Origin of the sequence: Massilia antarctica, assembly GCF_015689335.1 — a bacterium.
Classification (GTDB): Bacteria; Pseudomonadota; Gammaproteobacteria; order Burkholderiales; family Burkholderiaceae_D; genus Telluria_A; species Telluria_A antarctica.
Map to the genome: position 1 here is coordinate 7,144,935 of NZ_CP065053.1, position 13,519 is coordinate 7,158,453.

Genomic DNA, 13,519 nt, shown 5'->3' on the forward strand with positions numbered 1-13,519 from the left:
AAAAAAATAGTGAACATCGCGGGCGTATTTATCGATGCGGCGAGGTCCAACCTCTGTACCGCGTCGATGGCGCCCGCTGCGGCTTCCCCAAGCCCACCCAGCTGATGCTCTCCCGTCGCGTGTCCACGTTGTCAATGCCGGTTCCATACTCGCTGGAACCGCTTGATTCGCCATTCGCGTCATCACCTCAGGAGAACATGCATGAACCGTATCCTCTCATCGCTGGCAATCGTGTTTGCCATGCTACTTGCTGCGCCGGCGTTCGCCGCAACCACCACCTACCGCGCCACCATGAGCGGCCCGGGCGAGGCGGCGCCGAATGCCTCGCCCGCCCTCAGCATCGCCACCTTCATCATCGACGACGTTGGCATGACCCTGTCGATGAACGTTCCGTTCTACAACCTGCTCGGTCCCAGCACCACGGCGTACATCCATTGCTGCACCGCCGATCTGCTGACCGGCAGCGCGCCCCCTGCGACGTCCGAGCTCAACCAGCTCGGCTTTCCCACGGGTGTCACGGAAGGCTTGTTCAACACCACCCTCAGCCTGGTCGATCCCGCCACGTTCAGCCCTGCCTTCCTCCAGGCCAATGGTGGCACGGTCGACCAGGCGCGCGCCGCGCTGATCAGCGGCTTCGCCGCCAACAAGGCTTATTTCAACGTCCACTCCGTGCCGTTTCCGGCCGGCGAAATCCGCGGCTTCATCGTCGCGGTGCCCGAGCCCGGTTCCTGGGCGATGATGGCGCTGGGATTGGGCGTACTGGGGTTTATCGCGCGCAAAAAGCGGCCTTGAACCCGGTCCGTCCGATATGCCCTGCGGGCTGCGGCAAATGATTACGTGAAGCGGTTCGCCCAGGCGGGGATCGCCGCCTGCCAGAACGCGCTGACCGAGTCTGCCGGCGCGAGCTGCAGTTGCAGGAACGCGGCGGCGGTCTGCAGCGCGCTCAGGGCTTGAGCTTCGCTGTCGGGGGCTAGCGCCAGCGCGCCCGTTTGCTTGGACAGCTTTTCGCCTTCCGCATTGCGCACGACCGGCACATGCAGATAGCGCGGGGTAGGCACGCCCAGCAGTTGCTGCAGATAGATCTGGCGCGGCGTCGAATCGATCAGGTCGGCGCCGCGCACGATATCGGTGACGCCCTGTTCCGCGTCATCGACGACGACGGCAAGCTGGTAGGCCCAGAAGCCGTCGGCGCGCTTGAGCACGAAGTCGCCCGACTCGGTTGCCAGATGCTGCACCACGCGGCCGGCTGCGCGGTCGGTAAACGCAATCAGGCCGGCATCATCGCCTGTCGCGCCGGGACTGCTGGCTGTGTTGACGGAACTACTGGCCGTGGTCGGGAGACAACTGGCCATGGTGACGGAACCAGCGGCCGAGTTGACTGCACTAGCGGCCATGGTGACGGCACTACCGGCCGAGTTGACTGCACCAGTGGCCGTGGTGACGGAACTACTGGCCGGGGTGGCAGGATTTCCAATGCGGACGCCCGCGTCGGGCACCCGCACGCGCAGGCTGCGCATGGTCTTGCCTGGCGCCAGGCCGTGACGGCAAGTGCCGGGATAAATGGCCGAGCCATCGGGCGCAGTGCCGAGGCGGGAATCGGCGATTTCGCGGCGGTTGCAGCCGCAGGGATAGACGTGGGCGCCGAGTTTGTCGGCGGCCCCCTGGTACAGCTGTTTGCGCTGGCTCTGCCAGACCACGTCGCCATCCCAGTCCATGCGCAGGGTGCGCAGCAGCGCCAGCATGGCCTCGGCGGCGCCCGGCACCTTGCGGCCTTCGTCCACATCTTCGATCCGCACCAGCCAGTGGCCGCGATGGGCCTTGGCATCCAGGTAGCTTGCCATGGCCGCTACCAAGGATCCCTGGTGCAGCGGACCGCTGGGCGATGGCGCGAAGCGGCCAATATAGTGGGTTCGGTTCTGCACGTGTGGCTTTTCGCTGGGCCTTATTTCACGGATGGAGCCGCTTCGAATTCCTTGATCGTTTTAGTGACCTTGTCCGCCACCGGATTGGGAACGGCGATGGACAGTTGATAATGCTCGATCTCGAATCCCTTGTCCGTCTTGCGCATCACGCCGCTGGCCTGGCACACGCCCATCTGGGTATCGAGCAGCTCGTCGAACCAGATGAAGTTCTTGTCCTCGGACATATATACATTGCGCTTCGTGGCTTTGAAAGACCACGCCTTGCCCTTGTCGAAGAATCGTTTGGCCCAGGCCTTGAACTGGTCACGGTTCCACAGCTCGGTCTTGTCGGTGCCGATATACACGCCATTGTTCGCCATCTTGTCGAAATAGGCTGGACGGGCATGCGCGGCGTCGTCGTGCCATTCGTCGATAAAGGCATTGATCTGCCTGGTATAGGGTGCGGCGGGGTCGGACGCTTGCGCAAACGCCCCCAGGCAGAACATGAACAGGATGCAGGCCAGCAGTGTTTTCTTCATTCTGACTTTCCAGGAGCAATAGGCGGGATGAGACGCGATTGTACACGCACCGGCGTGACGCTGGCACCGCCAATACCCTGCGCGCGGTCATGCATGGATATTATCTTTTATTAACGCAGGCAATCTAATATTCCATCACCGGCATCATCGTATATGTTTTTACCCTGGCTAAAACAAACATCCTATTATTACCGGCATATGAACAGCGGATAAATTCCCCGATAATCATTTTTTATCGCCGAAATGAGCACCGCAATCGATTTCATCGCCGGAATAATGTGGTATCGTTAAATCAGCTGATATGAAAATCAGCCGAAACAGACGATCTTCCTTTTTGCATTATCAACACGCCCACATGCCTCCTGCACCCAGGGCGGTATTCATTCCGAGGACTTGCAGATGAAATTACTTGTAGCTGTTGGAACACTGGCGCTGGCGTCCGTGACGCAGGCGTACGCGCAGACCGTACCCACGGTGACCTTTGGCACCTACCAAAAACCCTTTGCCGCCGATTCGCTCTGGAATTCCTATCCGGTCAATCCGGTATTCGACACCTGGGAAATCCCGGCTACCACATTCAATCCGGCGATTCAAGGCGGCGCTTACTCATCCGGCATCTTCGAGGCGAAAGCCACCGACGCGCCGATGCTGATTTACCCGATCGCCGGCAAGACCGGCGTGGTCGATACCGACACCGAAATGTCGACCCCGACCTACACGATTCCCCATTGGCCGGCGAACACCGTCCCCTCGACGAGCGGCGACGGCCATGCCGATATCATCGATGCCAGCCTGAACCGGATCTATTCGTTTTCCAACCTGAAGAAAAACACTGAAGGCAAATGGACCGCGACCAGGGTGTCGTGGACGCCTTTGAATGGCACCGGCTGGGGCGACCCGGCCCATTACTATCAGGGCGCGCGCGCGGCCGGCCCTGCGCCGACCGGCGGCATGATCCGCAGCGCCGAGGCAATCGATACCAAACCCCTGTTCGAGCACGCCCTGTCGATGTCGCTCGATTTCACGGGCTTGCTGGCCGGGGCCGACCGCTATACCTATCCGGCCACGGCAGCCGATACCCCGATCGCGAACAAGCCCAATACCGGCCGGATTCCCGAGGGCGCGCGCGTCATGCTGCCGCCTAATTTCGACCTGAGCAAGATCACCGATGCGCGCCTGCTGAAGGTCGCCAGGACCTTGATGAAATACGGCGCCTATGTCGTCGACCGCAACGACAATACGCCGTTCGCGATCTACGTGGAAATTGGCGCGCCGTGGGCGGCCTCGCCCGCCGACCAGCTCAACCTGGTGCGCAAGTCGCTGCGCCGGGTGCTCGGGCAGAGCGGCCACATCGACGGCAACGGCAACCCGCGCGTGCCGGAAACGCATGTGAACCTGCTCTCGCTGCGTGGCGCCTGGACCCTGATCGACGGCGTCGGCTCGCAAGGTGTGTACGATACCTTCAGCCAGTCCGTGGTGTGGGGCACGACCACGACACGGCCGATGACCCAGATTAACTACTCGAACTGGGGCCTGGGCCGCGTTGCGAACAAGTTCCCTACCGCGCCCAAGCGCTACAAGCTGTCGGTCGCATCGACTGGCGGCACTACCATGAGCATGACGATGCAAGTGGGCACGGTCCAGACCACGACTGCGCAACTGGGTAATGGCCAGAGCCAGACGGTGGTATGGCCCGATAAAGCGACTGCCTTCTTCACTGCCAAAAAACCGGTGGGCGGACCTGCGAGCCTGAAGGCAAGCCTGGTCGAACTGTCGGCAGGCGAGTAATCAAGCTGGCAGGACAATAAAAAAGCGAGCCAGCGGCTCGCTTTTTTTAATGGCAAGGCGCTTCGATCAGCGCTTGTCCATCGGCTTGACGTCGCGCGTCGGCGAACCGATGAACAGCTGGCGTGGACGGCCGATCTTTTGCTCTGGATCGGAAATCATTTCGTTCCATTGCGCGATCCAGCCGATGGTGCGCGCCATCGCGAAGATACCGGTGAACAGCGACACCGGAATGCCCAGCGCCGATTGCACGATGCCCGAGTAGAAGTCGACGTTCGGGTACAGCTTGCGCGACACGAAGTAGTCGTCTTCCAGCGCGATTTTTTCCAGGGCCATGGCCAGTTTGAACAGCGGGTCGTCCTGCAGGCCCAGCTCTTCCAGCACTTCGTAGCAGGTTTCGCGCATCAGCTTGGCGCGCGGGTCGAAGTTCTTGTACACGCGGTGACCGAAACCCATCAGCTTGACGCCGGAATTCTTGTCTTTCACTTTTTCGATGAAAGCAGGAATGTTCTCGACCGTGCCGATTTCTTTCAGCATGTTCAGTGCGGCTTCGTTCGCACCACCGTGCGCCGGGCCCCACAGGCAGGCGATGCCGGCGGCGATACAGGCGAACGGATTGGCGCCCGAGGAACCGGCCAGGCGAACGGTCGAGGTCGATGCGTTTTGCTCGTGGTCCGCGTGCAGGATCAGGATGCGGTCGAGTGCGCGCACCAGCACGTCGTTGACGACGTATTCTTCGCACGGATTGCCGAACATCATGCGCATGAAGTTGGCGCTGTACGACAGGTCGTTGCGTGGGTACACGAACGGCTGGCCGATCGAGTATTTGTACGACATCGCGACCAGGGTCGGCATCTTGGCGATCAGGCGGATGGCCGATACTTCGCGGTGATGCGGATCGTTGATGTCGAGCGAGTCGTGGTAGAACGAGGCCAGCGCGCCGACCGTGCCGACCAGCACCGACATCGGGTGGGCGTCACGGCGGAAGCCGCGGAAGAAGAATTGCATCTGCTCGTGCACCATGGTGTGCTTGGTGACGGTGTCGCTGAACTTCAGGTTTTCTTCCTTGTTCGGCAGTTCGCCGTTCAGCAGCAGGAAGCAGGTTTCCAGGAAGTCGCAATTGACAGCCAGCTGCTCGATCGGGTAACCGCGGTACAGCAGTTCGCCCTTGTCGCCATCGATGTAGGTGATGCTCGAGTTGCAGGCGGCGGTCGACATGAAGCCCGGGTCGTAGGTGAATTTGCCGGTCTGGGCGTACAGCTTGCGGATGTCGATGACGTCCGGGCCAACGGTGCCCTTGTAAATCGGCATGTCGATGGGCGTGCTGCCATCGGAAAACGACAGGGTGGCTTTGGTATCAGAGATGTTCATGGCACTTCCTTCTTGGGAGGTGAGGTCTACAAAATAAAAATTACGAAACTCGTCGGGCTATGCCACGGGCTTTCGCCACGGGCCGTTGCCACGCTTACGCTTGCCGCAGGCGCGCCAGCAAGGCGCGCACATGCGGCAAGTCGACTTCACCTTCGGGCTCCTTGCGCGCCAGGAGCAGGTCCATCAGCGGATTGTCCGCCAGATCGAGCAGCCGGGTCAGCGCGTCGACTTCGTCATCGGTCATCCCTTCCTCATGCGCGTCAAGGAAGCGCGTGAGGATCAGGTCGTTTTCGAGCAAACCCCGGCGGCTGCGCCAGCGCAGTCGCGAGCGGTTGGCCGGGTCGGATTGGTGCGTATTCACTCTAGAGTCCGTCGTTGGGTCAACACTATACTCCGCCTGCCGGATTTCGGCAGTACGGTACTTTTACTGTATTGCTTGCAACAATTCACCACACCAGACCATACCTGACGGCATGCAAATCCGTCCCGGATGGCAAGCGGGCGCGACGCGGACAAGCATGTCCGCGCCGCGCCCGCCATGGCGGCTTGCCATGCTGCCTTAGACGGCGCGGCGAACCATCAATTCCTTGATCTTGCCGATGGCCTTGTTCGGGTTCAGCCCCTTCGGGCACACGTCCACGCAATTCATGATCGAGTGGCAGCGGAACAGGCGGTACGGGTCTTCCAGGTTGTCCAGGCGCGCGCCGGTGTCTTCGTCGCGGCTGTCGGCGATGAAGCGGTAGGCTTGCAAGAGGCCGGCAGGACCGACGAACTTGTCCGGATTCCACCAGAACGATGGGCACGACGTCGAGCAGCAGGCGCACAGGATGCACTCGTACAGGCCGTCGAGCTCTTCGCGCTCGGTCGGGGTTTGCAGGCGCTCTTTTTCAGGCGGGATCGAATCGTTCACCAGGTAAGGCTTGATCGAATCGTACTGCTTGAAAAACTGCGTCATGTCGACGATCAGGTCGCGGATGACCGGCAGGCCGGCCAGCGGACGCAGGACGATCGGCTGGGTCAGCTCGTTCAGGTTGGTGGTGCAAGCCAGGCCGTTCTTGCCGTTGATGTTCATCGCGTCCGAACCGCACACGCCTTCACGGCAGGAGCGGCGCAGGCTCAGGGTATCGTCCACGTCCGACTTGATGCGCTGCAGGGCGTCGAGCAGCATCTTGTCGGTGTCTTGCAGCTCGACGGTCACGTCTTGCATGTACGGCTTGGCATCCTGGTCGGGATCGTAGCGGTAGATTTTCAGTTTTACGGTGCGTGTCATGTTCTGACCTTAGAAAGTACGTGGTTTCGGCTTGAAGGTATCGACCGTCAGCGGCTTGGTGATCACAGGCTTGTAATCGAGGCGGTTGCCTTCGGAGTAGAACAAGGTGTGCTTCATCCAGACTTCATCGTCGCGCGCAGGGTAGTCGCTGTGGGCGTGCGCGCCGCGCGATTCCTTGCGTGCCACGGCCGATGTGATGGTCGCTTTCGCCGTTTCAATGAGATTATCGAGTTCCAGCGCTTCGACGCGGGCGGTGTTGAACACCATCGACTTGTCCTTGAACGAGACGTGCTTGCGGCGCTCGTCGAGCACCATGATCTCTTTGTAGCCCTGGGTCAGCAGCTCGTCGGTACGGAACACGCCGCAGTATTTCTGCATCGTGGAGCGGATGTCGTTGGCCACGCCCTGCACTTTTTCGGAACCGGTCGAGGTTTCCAGGCGGTTCATGCGCTCGAGCGCGAAGTCGGCCGCATCCTTCGGCAAAGGCTTGTTTTCCTTTTGCTTCAGGTTCGATGCCACCACGTGGTTGCCGGCCGCGCGGCCGAACACCAGCAGGTCGAGCAGCGAGTTGGTGCCGAGGCGGTTGGCGCCGTGCACCGACACGCAGGCGCATTCGCCGATCGCGTACAGGCCGTTCACCACGGCGACCGGGTTGCCATCTTTCGGCGCGACGACCTGGCCGTGGATGTTGGTCGGAATGCCGCCCATCTGGTAGTGAATCGTCGGCACGACCGGAATCGGTTCCTTGGTGGCGTCGACGTTGGCGAACTTGTGGCCGATTTCGAGAATCGACGGCAGGCGCTTGGCGATGGTGTCGGCGCCGATGTGGCGCAGGTCCAGCAGCACGTGGTCCTTGTTCGGACCGCAGCCGCGGCCTTCCTTGATTTCCTGGTCCATCGAACGCGACACGAAGTCGCGCGGCGCCAGGTCTTTCAGGGTCGGCGCGTAGCGCTCCATGAAGCGTTCGCCATTGCTGTTGATCAGGATACCGCCTTCGCCGCGCACGCCCTCGGTAATCAAGACACCCGCGCCGGACACGCCGGTCGGGTGGAACTGCCAGAATTCCATGTCTTGCAGCGGCAGGCCGGCGCGCGCCGCCATGCCCATGCCGTCGCCGGTGTTAATGAAGGCATTGGTCGAGGCGGCGAAGATGCGCCCTGCCCCGCCGGTGGCGAAGATGGTGGTCTTCGCTTCCAGGATCATGCATTCGCCGGTTTCCATTTCGAGCGCAACGACACCGACGCAATCGCCGTCGGCGTCGCGGATGATGTCGATCGCCATCCACTCGACGAAGAAGTGGGTGCGTGCGCGCACGTTACGCTGGTACAGGGTGTGCAGCAGTGCGTGGCCGGTACGGTCGGCCGCCGCGCAGGCGCGCTGGACCGGCTTTTCGCCGAAGTTGGCGGTGTGGCCGCCGAACGGACGCTGGTAAATCGTGCCATCCGGATTGCGGTCGAAAGGCATGCCGAAGTGTTCCAGTTCGTACACGACCTTCGGTGCTTCGCGGCACATGAATTCGATCGCATCCTGGTCGCCCAGGTAGTCGCCACCCTTGACGGTGTCGAACATATGCCAGTACCAGTCATCTTCCGACATATTGCCGAGGGACGCGCCGATGCCGCCCTGGGCCGCGACCGTGTGCGAACGGGTCGGGAAGACTTTCGACAGCACGGCAACGTTCAGGCCGGCTTCAGCCAGTTGCAGGGATGCGCGCATGCCCGAACCGCCGGCGCCGATGATGACCGCGTCGAAGCGGCGGGTAGGAAGTGCTTTTTTGATTGCTGCCACGATTAAACGCTCCAGAGAATTTGTACAGTCCATGCGGCGCAGCCAATCAGCCACACGATGGTGGCCGCTTGCAGCGTCAGGCGCACGCCGACCGGTTTGATGTAATCCATCCAGACGTCGCGCATGCCGACCCAGGCGTGGTAGTACAGGCCGGCGAAGGTCACCAGGCTGAACAGCTTGAACCACTGCTGCGAGAACAGGTGGGACCAGCCTTCGTAGGTGAAGTTCTGGCCGGTCAGGAAGGAGATCAGCAGGGTGAAGGTGTACACGGCCATCACGACCGCGGTGAGGCGCTGGGCCATCCAATCCCTCAGGCCGTAGTGGGCGCCGACGACGAGGCGGTTACGTCCGACATTATTCTTTGCCATCAAAACACTCCAAACAGTTTGAGACCAGCCAGTGCGGTCAGGATCAGGCTGACAACGAGCACGCTGACAGCGCTCTGGCGCGAGGAATCTTTCTCGATGCCCATGTGCATGTCCATGAACAGGTGACGGAAACCGGCGCAGAAGTGGTGCATATACGCCCAAATCAGGCCCAGCAGGACCAGTTTGCACAGCGGATGCGAGAGGATGCCTTTGAAATAGTCGAACGACATTTCGGACTGGACGCTGTTCTGGAACAGATACAGCAGGAACGGCAGCATCAGGAAGATCGCCGCGCCGCTGATGCGGTGCAGGATCGACACATAGGCGCCAGGCGTCATATTGTAATTCATCAAATCGGTAACATGAATGTTACGGATCTCGGGCCGTTCTTTTTTTGGAACTTCCTTCACGGCTTCGGACATGGCAGTACCTCCCCTTAGACTAACTAAATTGTAATGAACCCGCAATTTTCGCCCATTTTGCCCAAATGCACCAATATTCCTCTTGGGATTGGCATGTTCAGCAACAATATGGGCAGATGCATGCTACTTTCTTATGATCAATGCATTTTAAACGGAACGGGCATTTTGTGCACCGCACCGTCGCACTGCGCACCCCTGAATCAAGGGTCAATCGCGGTTCGGCAACACTTGTCTTGAAACTACGACAAGTCATTCTGGTAATGGTGGTGCGCCGTCAGGTACAGCCCGCGGCGCAGCTCGACCGCCTTGTCGCCGTAGGTGAACGAGACGCGCTCGGCGCACAGCAGCGGCGCCCCTTCGGGCACCCCGAGAAACTGGGCGGCGCCGGCATCGGCCCCGAGTGCGCGGATTTTCTCGCTGGCGCGGATCATGCGGGTGCCGAACTCGGACTCGAACAACCCGTACATTGGACCCTTGTACTCGACCAGGCGTTCCGCGGTCAGTCCCTTGAACAGGAGGCCGGGAAGCCACATTTCTTCAAGAATTGTCGGCGTGCCGTCGAACGACATCACGCGCTTGATATACACTACGGAGTCGCCCGATTTCAAGTCCAGCAGGCGCGCCACTTCGGCCGGCGCGCGCATGCGCTTGACTTCGATGATCTTGTTGTCGGGATGGTGAGGCACGCCTTCGTCGGGCATCAGGCGCAGGAAGCGGAAATGCGCGCGCGCCTCGTGATGGGTGGCGACAAAGGTGCCCTTGCCCTGGCGCCGCAGCACCAGGTTTTCGGCGGCCAGTTCGTCGATCGCCTTGCGCACGGTGCCCTGGCTGACCTTGAAGCGGCCGGCCAGCTCGACTTCGCTGGGGATCATTTCGCCGGGTTTCCATTCGCCCGCCTGCAGGCCCTGCGTGATGAGCGCCTTGATCTGCTGATAAAGGGGGCTGAAGGTCGGCGAACCGCCCGACGCGCCGGCGGCAGCGCCGGTCCCGCTGGCCGTTGTACCATGCAAGATCGGAGGGGTCGGGACTGGGTTCATAGACCGAGATTTCAACACAAACGGGCTTGCCAGTCCAGTGTAATCGCCGCAGACAGCTGTTTTATATAAGGTGTCTTATATAAGATATATGATACGAATTGACAGAACGCCGACCTGCGCCTACACTCGCGTTCGATCCGGCATACGCGCGTATCGCCCCGCAAGCGTTTTGTGACGGGGGACGGGAAGTTCCGGCTGTGGTGTCCGATGTCGGTATCCGATTTTGGTATCATTACGGTTTTCCCGAACAAGCGTATCCTCAGCTTCGACCGTTTTCTTTCCCACTTTGGAGATTCATCATGGCTAAAACCCCACTGCGCGTTGCTGTCACCGGCGCTGCCGGCCAGATCGGCTATTCCCTGCTGTTCCGCATCGCGAACGGTGACATGCTCGGCAAAGACCAGCCAGTCATTTTGCAATTGCTGGAAATCGCCGACGAGAAAGCCCAGAAAGCGCTCAAGGGCGTCATGATGGAAATCGACGACTGCGCATTCCCGCTGCTGGCCGGCATGAGCGCCCACGCCGACCCGATGACCGCCTTCAAGGATGCCGATTTCGCCCTGCTGGTCGGCGCCCGTCCGCGCGGTCCCGGCATGGAGCGTAAAGACCTGCTCGAAGCCAATGCCCAGATCTTCACGGTGCAAGGCAAGGCGCTCGACGCCGTCGCTTCGCGCAACGTCAAGGTGCTGGTGGTCGGCAACCCTGCCAACACCAACGCCTACATCGCCATGAAATCGGCGCCGTCGCTGCCGGCCAAGAACTTCACCGCCATGCTGCGCCTGGACCACAACCGCGCCCTGTCGCAGATCGCGACCAAAACCGGCAAGCCGGTCGCCTCGATCGAAAAACTGTGCGTGTGGGGCAACCACTCGCCGACCATGTACGCCGACTACCGTTTCGCCCAGATCGATGGCGCATCGGTCAAGGACACCATCAACGACGACACATGGAACCGCGACACCTTCCTGCCAACCGTCGGCAAGCGCGGCGCCGCGATCATCGAAGCGCGCGGCCTGTCGTCGGCGGCATCGGCGGCCAACGCAGCCATCGACCACATGCATGACTGGTACCTCGGTACCAACGGCAAGTGGACCACCATGGGGATTGCTTCGGATGGTTCGTACGGCATCCCTGAAGGCACCATGTTCGGCTTCCCGGTCACCACCGCGAATGGCGAATACACGATCGTGCAAGGTTTGCCGATCGACGAGTTCTCGCAAGAACGCATCAACCTCACGCTCAAGGAACTGACCGAAGAGCGTGAAGGCGTTGCCCACCTGCTGGCCTGAGTTTCAACGCGGCCGGATTCGTGGATCCCGTAAGCCCACCGATTCGCCGCACGCGCCGTGCCGCCCCGAGCGGCACGAGCGCTGCTGTACCTGAGAAAATGAACATGCATCCCTCCGAGGTTTTATTCCAGGGCAAACGCCAGCCTTTGCTGCTCCCCGCCTGCGACCACTATGCAGGCTCCGAAAAGCTGATGCTCAAGTCGATGGCCCTGCAACAAGAGCTTGGCCCCCTGTTCGACATCACGTTCGACTGCGAGGACGGCGCCACCGCCGGTGCCGAGCCCGAACACGCCCAAATGATCGTGCGCCTGCTCAATGACGACGGCAACCGCCACAACCGCATCGGCGTGCGCGTGCACGACGTGGCCAGCCCGTTTTTCGACGGCGACCTGTCGGTGATCGTGGGCGGCGCCGCCCAGCGCCTCGCCTACATCGTGCTGCCCAAGATCCACAGCGCGGCCGAAGTGGCGCGTGCCATCAAGACCATCAACCAGCATGCCACCAAGGCCGGCCGCACCAGCCCGCTGCCGGTGCACGTGCTGATCGAAACCCATGGCGGCCTGCGCGAAGCCGATGCCATCGCCGCCCTGCCCCAGGTCGAGTGCCTGTCGTTCGGCATCATGGATTTCGTGTCCAGCCACTACGGCGCCATTCCGGGCGCGGCCATGCGCACGCCGGGCCAGTTCACGCACCCGCTGGTGGTGCGTGCCAAGCTCGAAATGGCGGCCGCCTGCCATGCGCACGGCAAGGTGCCCTCGCATAACGTCACCACCGACATCAAGGACAGCGCCGTGGTGGCCAACGATGCCCAGCGCGCCGCCGCCGAATTCGGCTTTACGCGCATGTGGAGCATCCACCCCGACCAGATCAAGCCGATCCTGAAAGCGTTCACGCCGCGCCTGTCGGAAGTAAACGAAGCGACCAACATCCTCACCGAAGGCAAGAACGCCGGCTGGGGCCCGATCGCCCAGAACGGGCGCTTGCACGACCGCGCCAGCTATCGCTATTATTGGACGGTGCTGCAGCGCGCGAAACTGGCGGGCCTGGCCCTGCCCGACGCCGCCGCCGCGCTCGTCAACGACCCACAACCCGCCACCTGAACGGATCCATTCCCGATGCCCACCCTGATCAAGAACACCCTGCTCGCCTGCTCGCTGGCGATGGCAGCGGCCACGCTGTGCGCGGCCGCGTCGGCCAACGCGGCCGAACCGAAAAAAACCGTCAAGGCCAACGGTTCGGCCAAAACCGCGGCCAAGTCGAAGAGCCATCCGAAAGCGGTCGACGTGGTCGCCAGCGAGCCGGAACCGGACATCAGCGGCACCACCACCACCGAGTTCGACTGCGAACTGGGCAACAAGGTCACGACCTACCATAACGATACCGACGACGGCCACATCGCGCTGCGCTGGAAAAAACGCTTGCACCGCCTCACCCGCGTGGGGACCACCACGGGCGCCAAGCGCTTCGAGAACCCGCTCTTCGGCCTGGTCTGGATCGGCATTCCGGCCAAGGGCATGCTGCTCGATTCGCGCCTGAACCGCCAGCTGGCCAATGAATGCAAGAACGCCGAGCAGATGAAACCGGTTGTCGACACCCCGGTGGCGCCTGTCGCGGCCCCGGCGGCGATGCCGGCGGCAACCCCGGCATCGGGCGAACTTGCAGTACCAGCGGTGCCGCCCCTGGCGGCGCCGGCGGCGCTTGACGCCCCTGAAGCAAAAAAAACGAACTGAAATAACAATACCCCACTGA

The 13,519-nt window shown here is 61.5% G+C and carries 14 protein-coding genes; 5 read left to right on the forward strand and 9 right to left on the reverse strand.

Annotated elements, in window-relative coordinates; translation table 11 throughout:
* The first annotated feature begins 201 nt into the window (after window positions 1-201).
* Entirely contained in the window at window positions 202-792 is a 591-nt protein-coding gene (locus IV454_RS31395) for a CHRD domain-containing protein (protein WP_206089478.1), read from the forward strand.
* Window positions 793-833: 41 nt separating this feature from the next.
* Here the strand turns inward: IV454_RS31395 and gluQRS are convergent, their stop codons facing one another.
* Window positions 834-1,922, reverse strand: coding sequence for a tRNA glutamyl-Q(34) synthetase GluQRS (gene gluQRS / locus IV454_RS31400; protein ID WP_206089479.1), 1,089 nt, complete (start codon window positions 1,920-1,922; stop codon window positions 834-836).
* A gap of 20 nt (window positions 1,923-1,942) precedes the next feature.
* Window positions 1,943-2,440 carry a nuclear transport factor 2 family protein gene (locus IV454_RS31405; RefSeq protein ID WP_206089480.1) on the reverse strand — a complete coding sequence of 166 codons (498 nt, stop codon included), beginning with the start codon at window positions 2,438-2,440 and terminating at the stop codon, window positions 1,943-1,945.
* 399 nt (window positions 2,441-2,839) lie between these two features.
* Here IV454_RS31405 and IV454_RS31410 point away from each other — a divergent pair, with 399 nt between their 5' ends.
* Window positions 2,840-4,228, forward strand: coding sequence for an Atrophin-1 multi-domain protein (locus IV454_RS31410; RefSeq protein ID WP_206089481.1), 1,389 nt, complete (start codon window positions 2,840-2,842; stop codon window positions 4,226-4,228).
* A gap of 66 nt (window positions 4,229-4,294) precedes the next feature.
* On the opposite strand, the gene IV454_RS31415 is transcribed toward IV454_RS31410, so the two are convergent.
* The 7 genes from IV454_RS31415 to IV454_RS31445 all read right to left on the reverse strand — a co-directional run bounded on the left by IV454_RS31415 (window position 4,295) and on the right by IV454_RS31445 (window position 10,481).
* Window positions 4,295-5,596: a citrate synthase gene (locus IV454_RS31415; RefSeq protein WP_206089482.1), complete on the reverse strand. Its 1,302-nt coding sequence runs from the start codon at window positions 5,594-5,596 to the stop codon at window positions 4,295-4,297.
* Window positions 5,597-5,690: 94 nt separating this feature from the next.
* Entirely contained in the window at window positions 5,691-5,957 is a 267-nt protein-coding gene (locus IV454_RS31420; protein WP_206089483.1) for an FAD assembly factor SdhE, read from the reverse strand.
* Window positions 5,958-6,155: 198 nt separating this feature from the next.
* Complete coding sequence (locus IV454_RS31425; protein ID WP_054263811.1) at window positions 6,156-6,866, reverse strand: succinate dehydrogenase iron-sulfur subunit; 711 nt, start codon at window positions 6,864-6,866, stop codon at window positions 6,156-6,158.
* A gap of 9 nt (window positions 6,867-6,875) precedes the next feature.
* Window positions 6,876-8,654: a succinate dehydrogenase flavoprotein subunit gene (gene sdhA / locus IV454_RS31430; RefSeq protein ID WP_054263812.1), complete on the reverse strand. Its 1,779-nt coding sequence runs from the start codon at window positions 8,652-8,654 to the stop codon at window positions 6,876-6,878.
* Window positions 8,655-8,656: 2 nt separating this feature from the next.
* A complete protein-coding gene (sdhD, locus tag IV454_RS31435) occupies window positions 8,657-9,022 on the reverse strand; it encodes a succinate dehydrogenase, hydrophobic membrane anchor protein (protein WP_054263813.1) in 366 nt (121 codons plus the stop codon).
* Complete coding sequence (gene sdhC / locus IV454_RS31440; RefSeq protein ID WP_206089484.1) at window positions 9,022-9,444, reverse strand: succinate dehydrogenase, cytochrome b556 subunit; 423 nt, start codon at window positions 9,442-9,444, stop codon at window positions 9,022-9,024. Before sdhC ends, sdhD begins: the two co-directional genes overlap by 1 nt.
* Window positions 9,445-9,683: 239 nt before the next feature.
* On the reverse strand, window positions 9,684-10,481 hold the full coding sequence (locus tag IV454_RS31445; RefSeq protein ID WP_054263815.1) for a GntR family transcriptional regulator: 798 nt from the start codon (window positions 10,479-10,481) through the stop codon (window positions 9,684-9,686).
* 299 nt (window positions 10,482-10,780) lie between these two features.
* Here IV454_RS31445 and IV454_RS31450 point away from each other — a divergent pair, with 299 nt between their 5' ends.
* From IV454_RS31450 to IV454_RS31460, 3 genes are all read left to right on the forward strand, one after another.
* A complete protein-coding gene (locus IV454_RS31450; protein WP_206089485.1) occupies window positions 10,781-11,770 on the forward strand; it encodes a malate dehydrogenase in 990 nt (329 codons plus the stop codon).
* A 104-nt stretch (window positions 11,771-11,874) separates the two neighbouring features.
* The gene (locus IV454_RS31455; RefSeq protein WP_206089486.1) at window positions 11,875-12,870 is read left to right on the forward strand and encodes an HpcH/HpaI aldolase/citrate lyase family protein; all 996 of its coding nucleotides are present in this window, start codon (window positions 11,875-11,877) and stop codon (window positions 12,868-12,870) included.
* Window positions 12,871-12,885: 15 nt separating this feature from the next.
* Window positions 12,886-13,500 carry a hypothetical protein gene (locus tag IV454_RS31460; RefSeq protein WP_307730199.1) on the forward strand — a complete coding sequence of 205 codons (615 nt, stop codon included), beginning with the start codon at window positions 12,886-12,888 and terminating at the stop codon, window positions 13,498-13,500.
* Window positions 13,501-13,519: the final 19 nt, after the last annotated feature.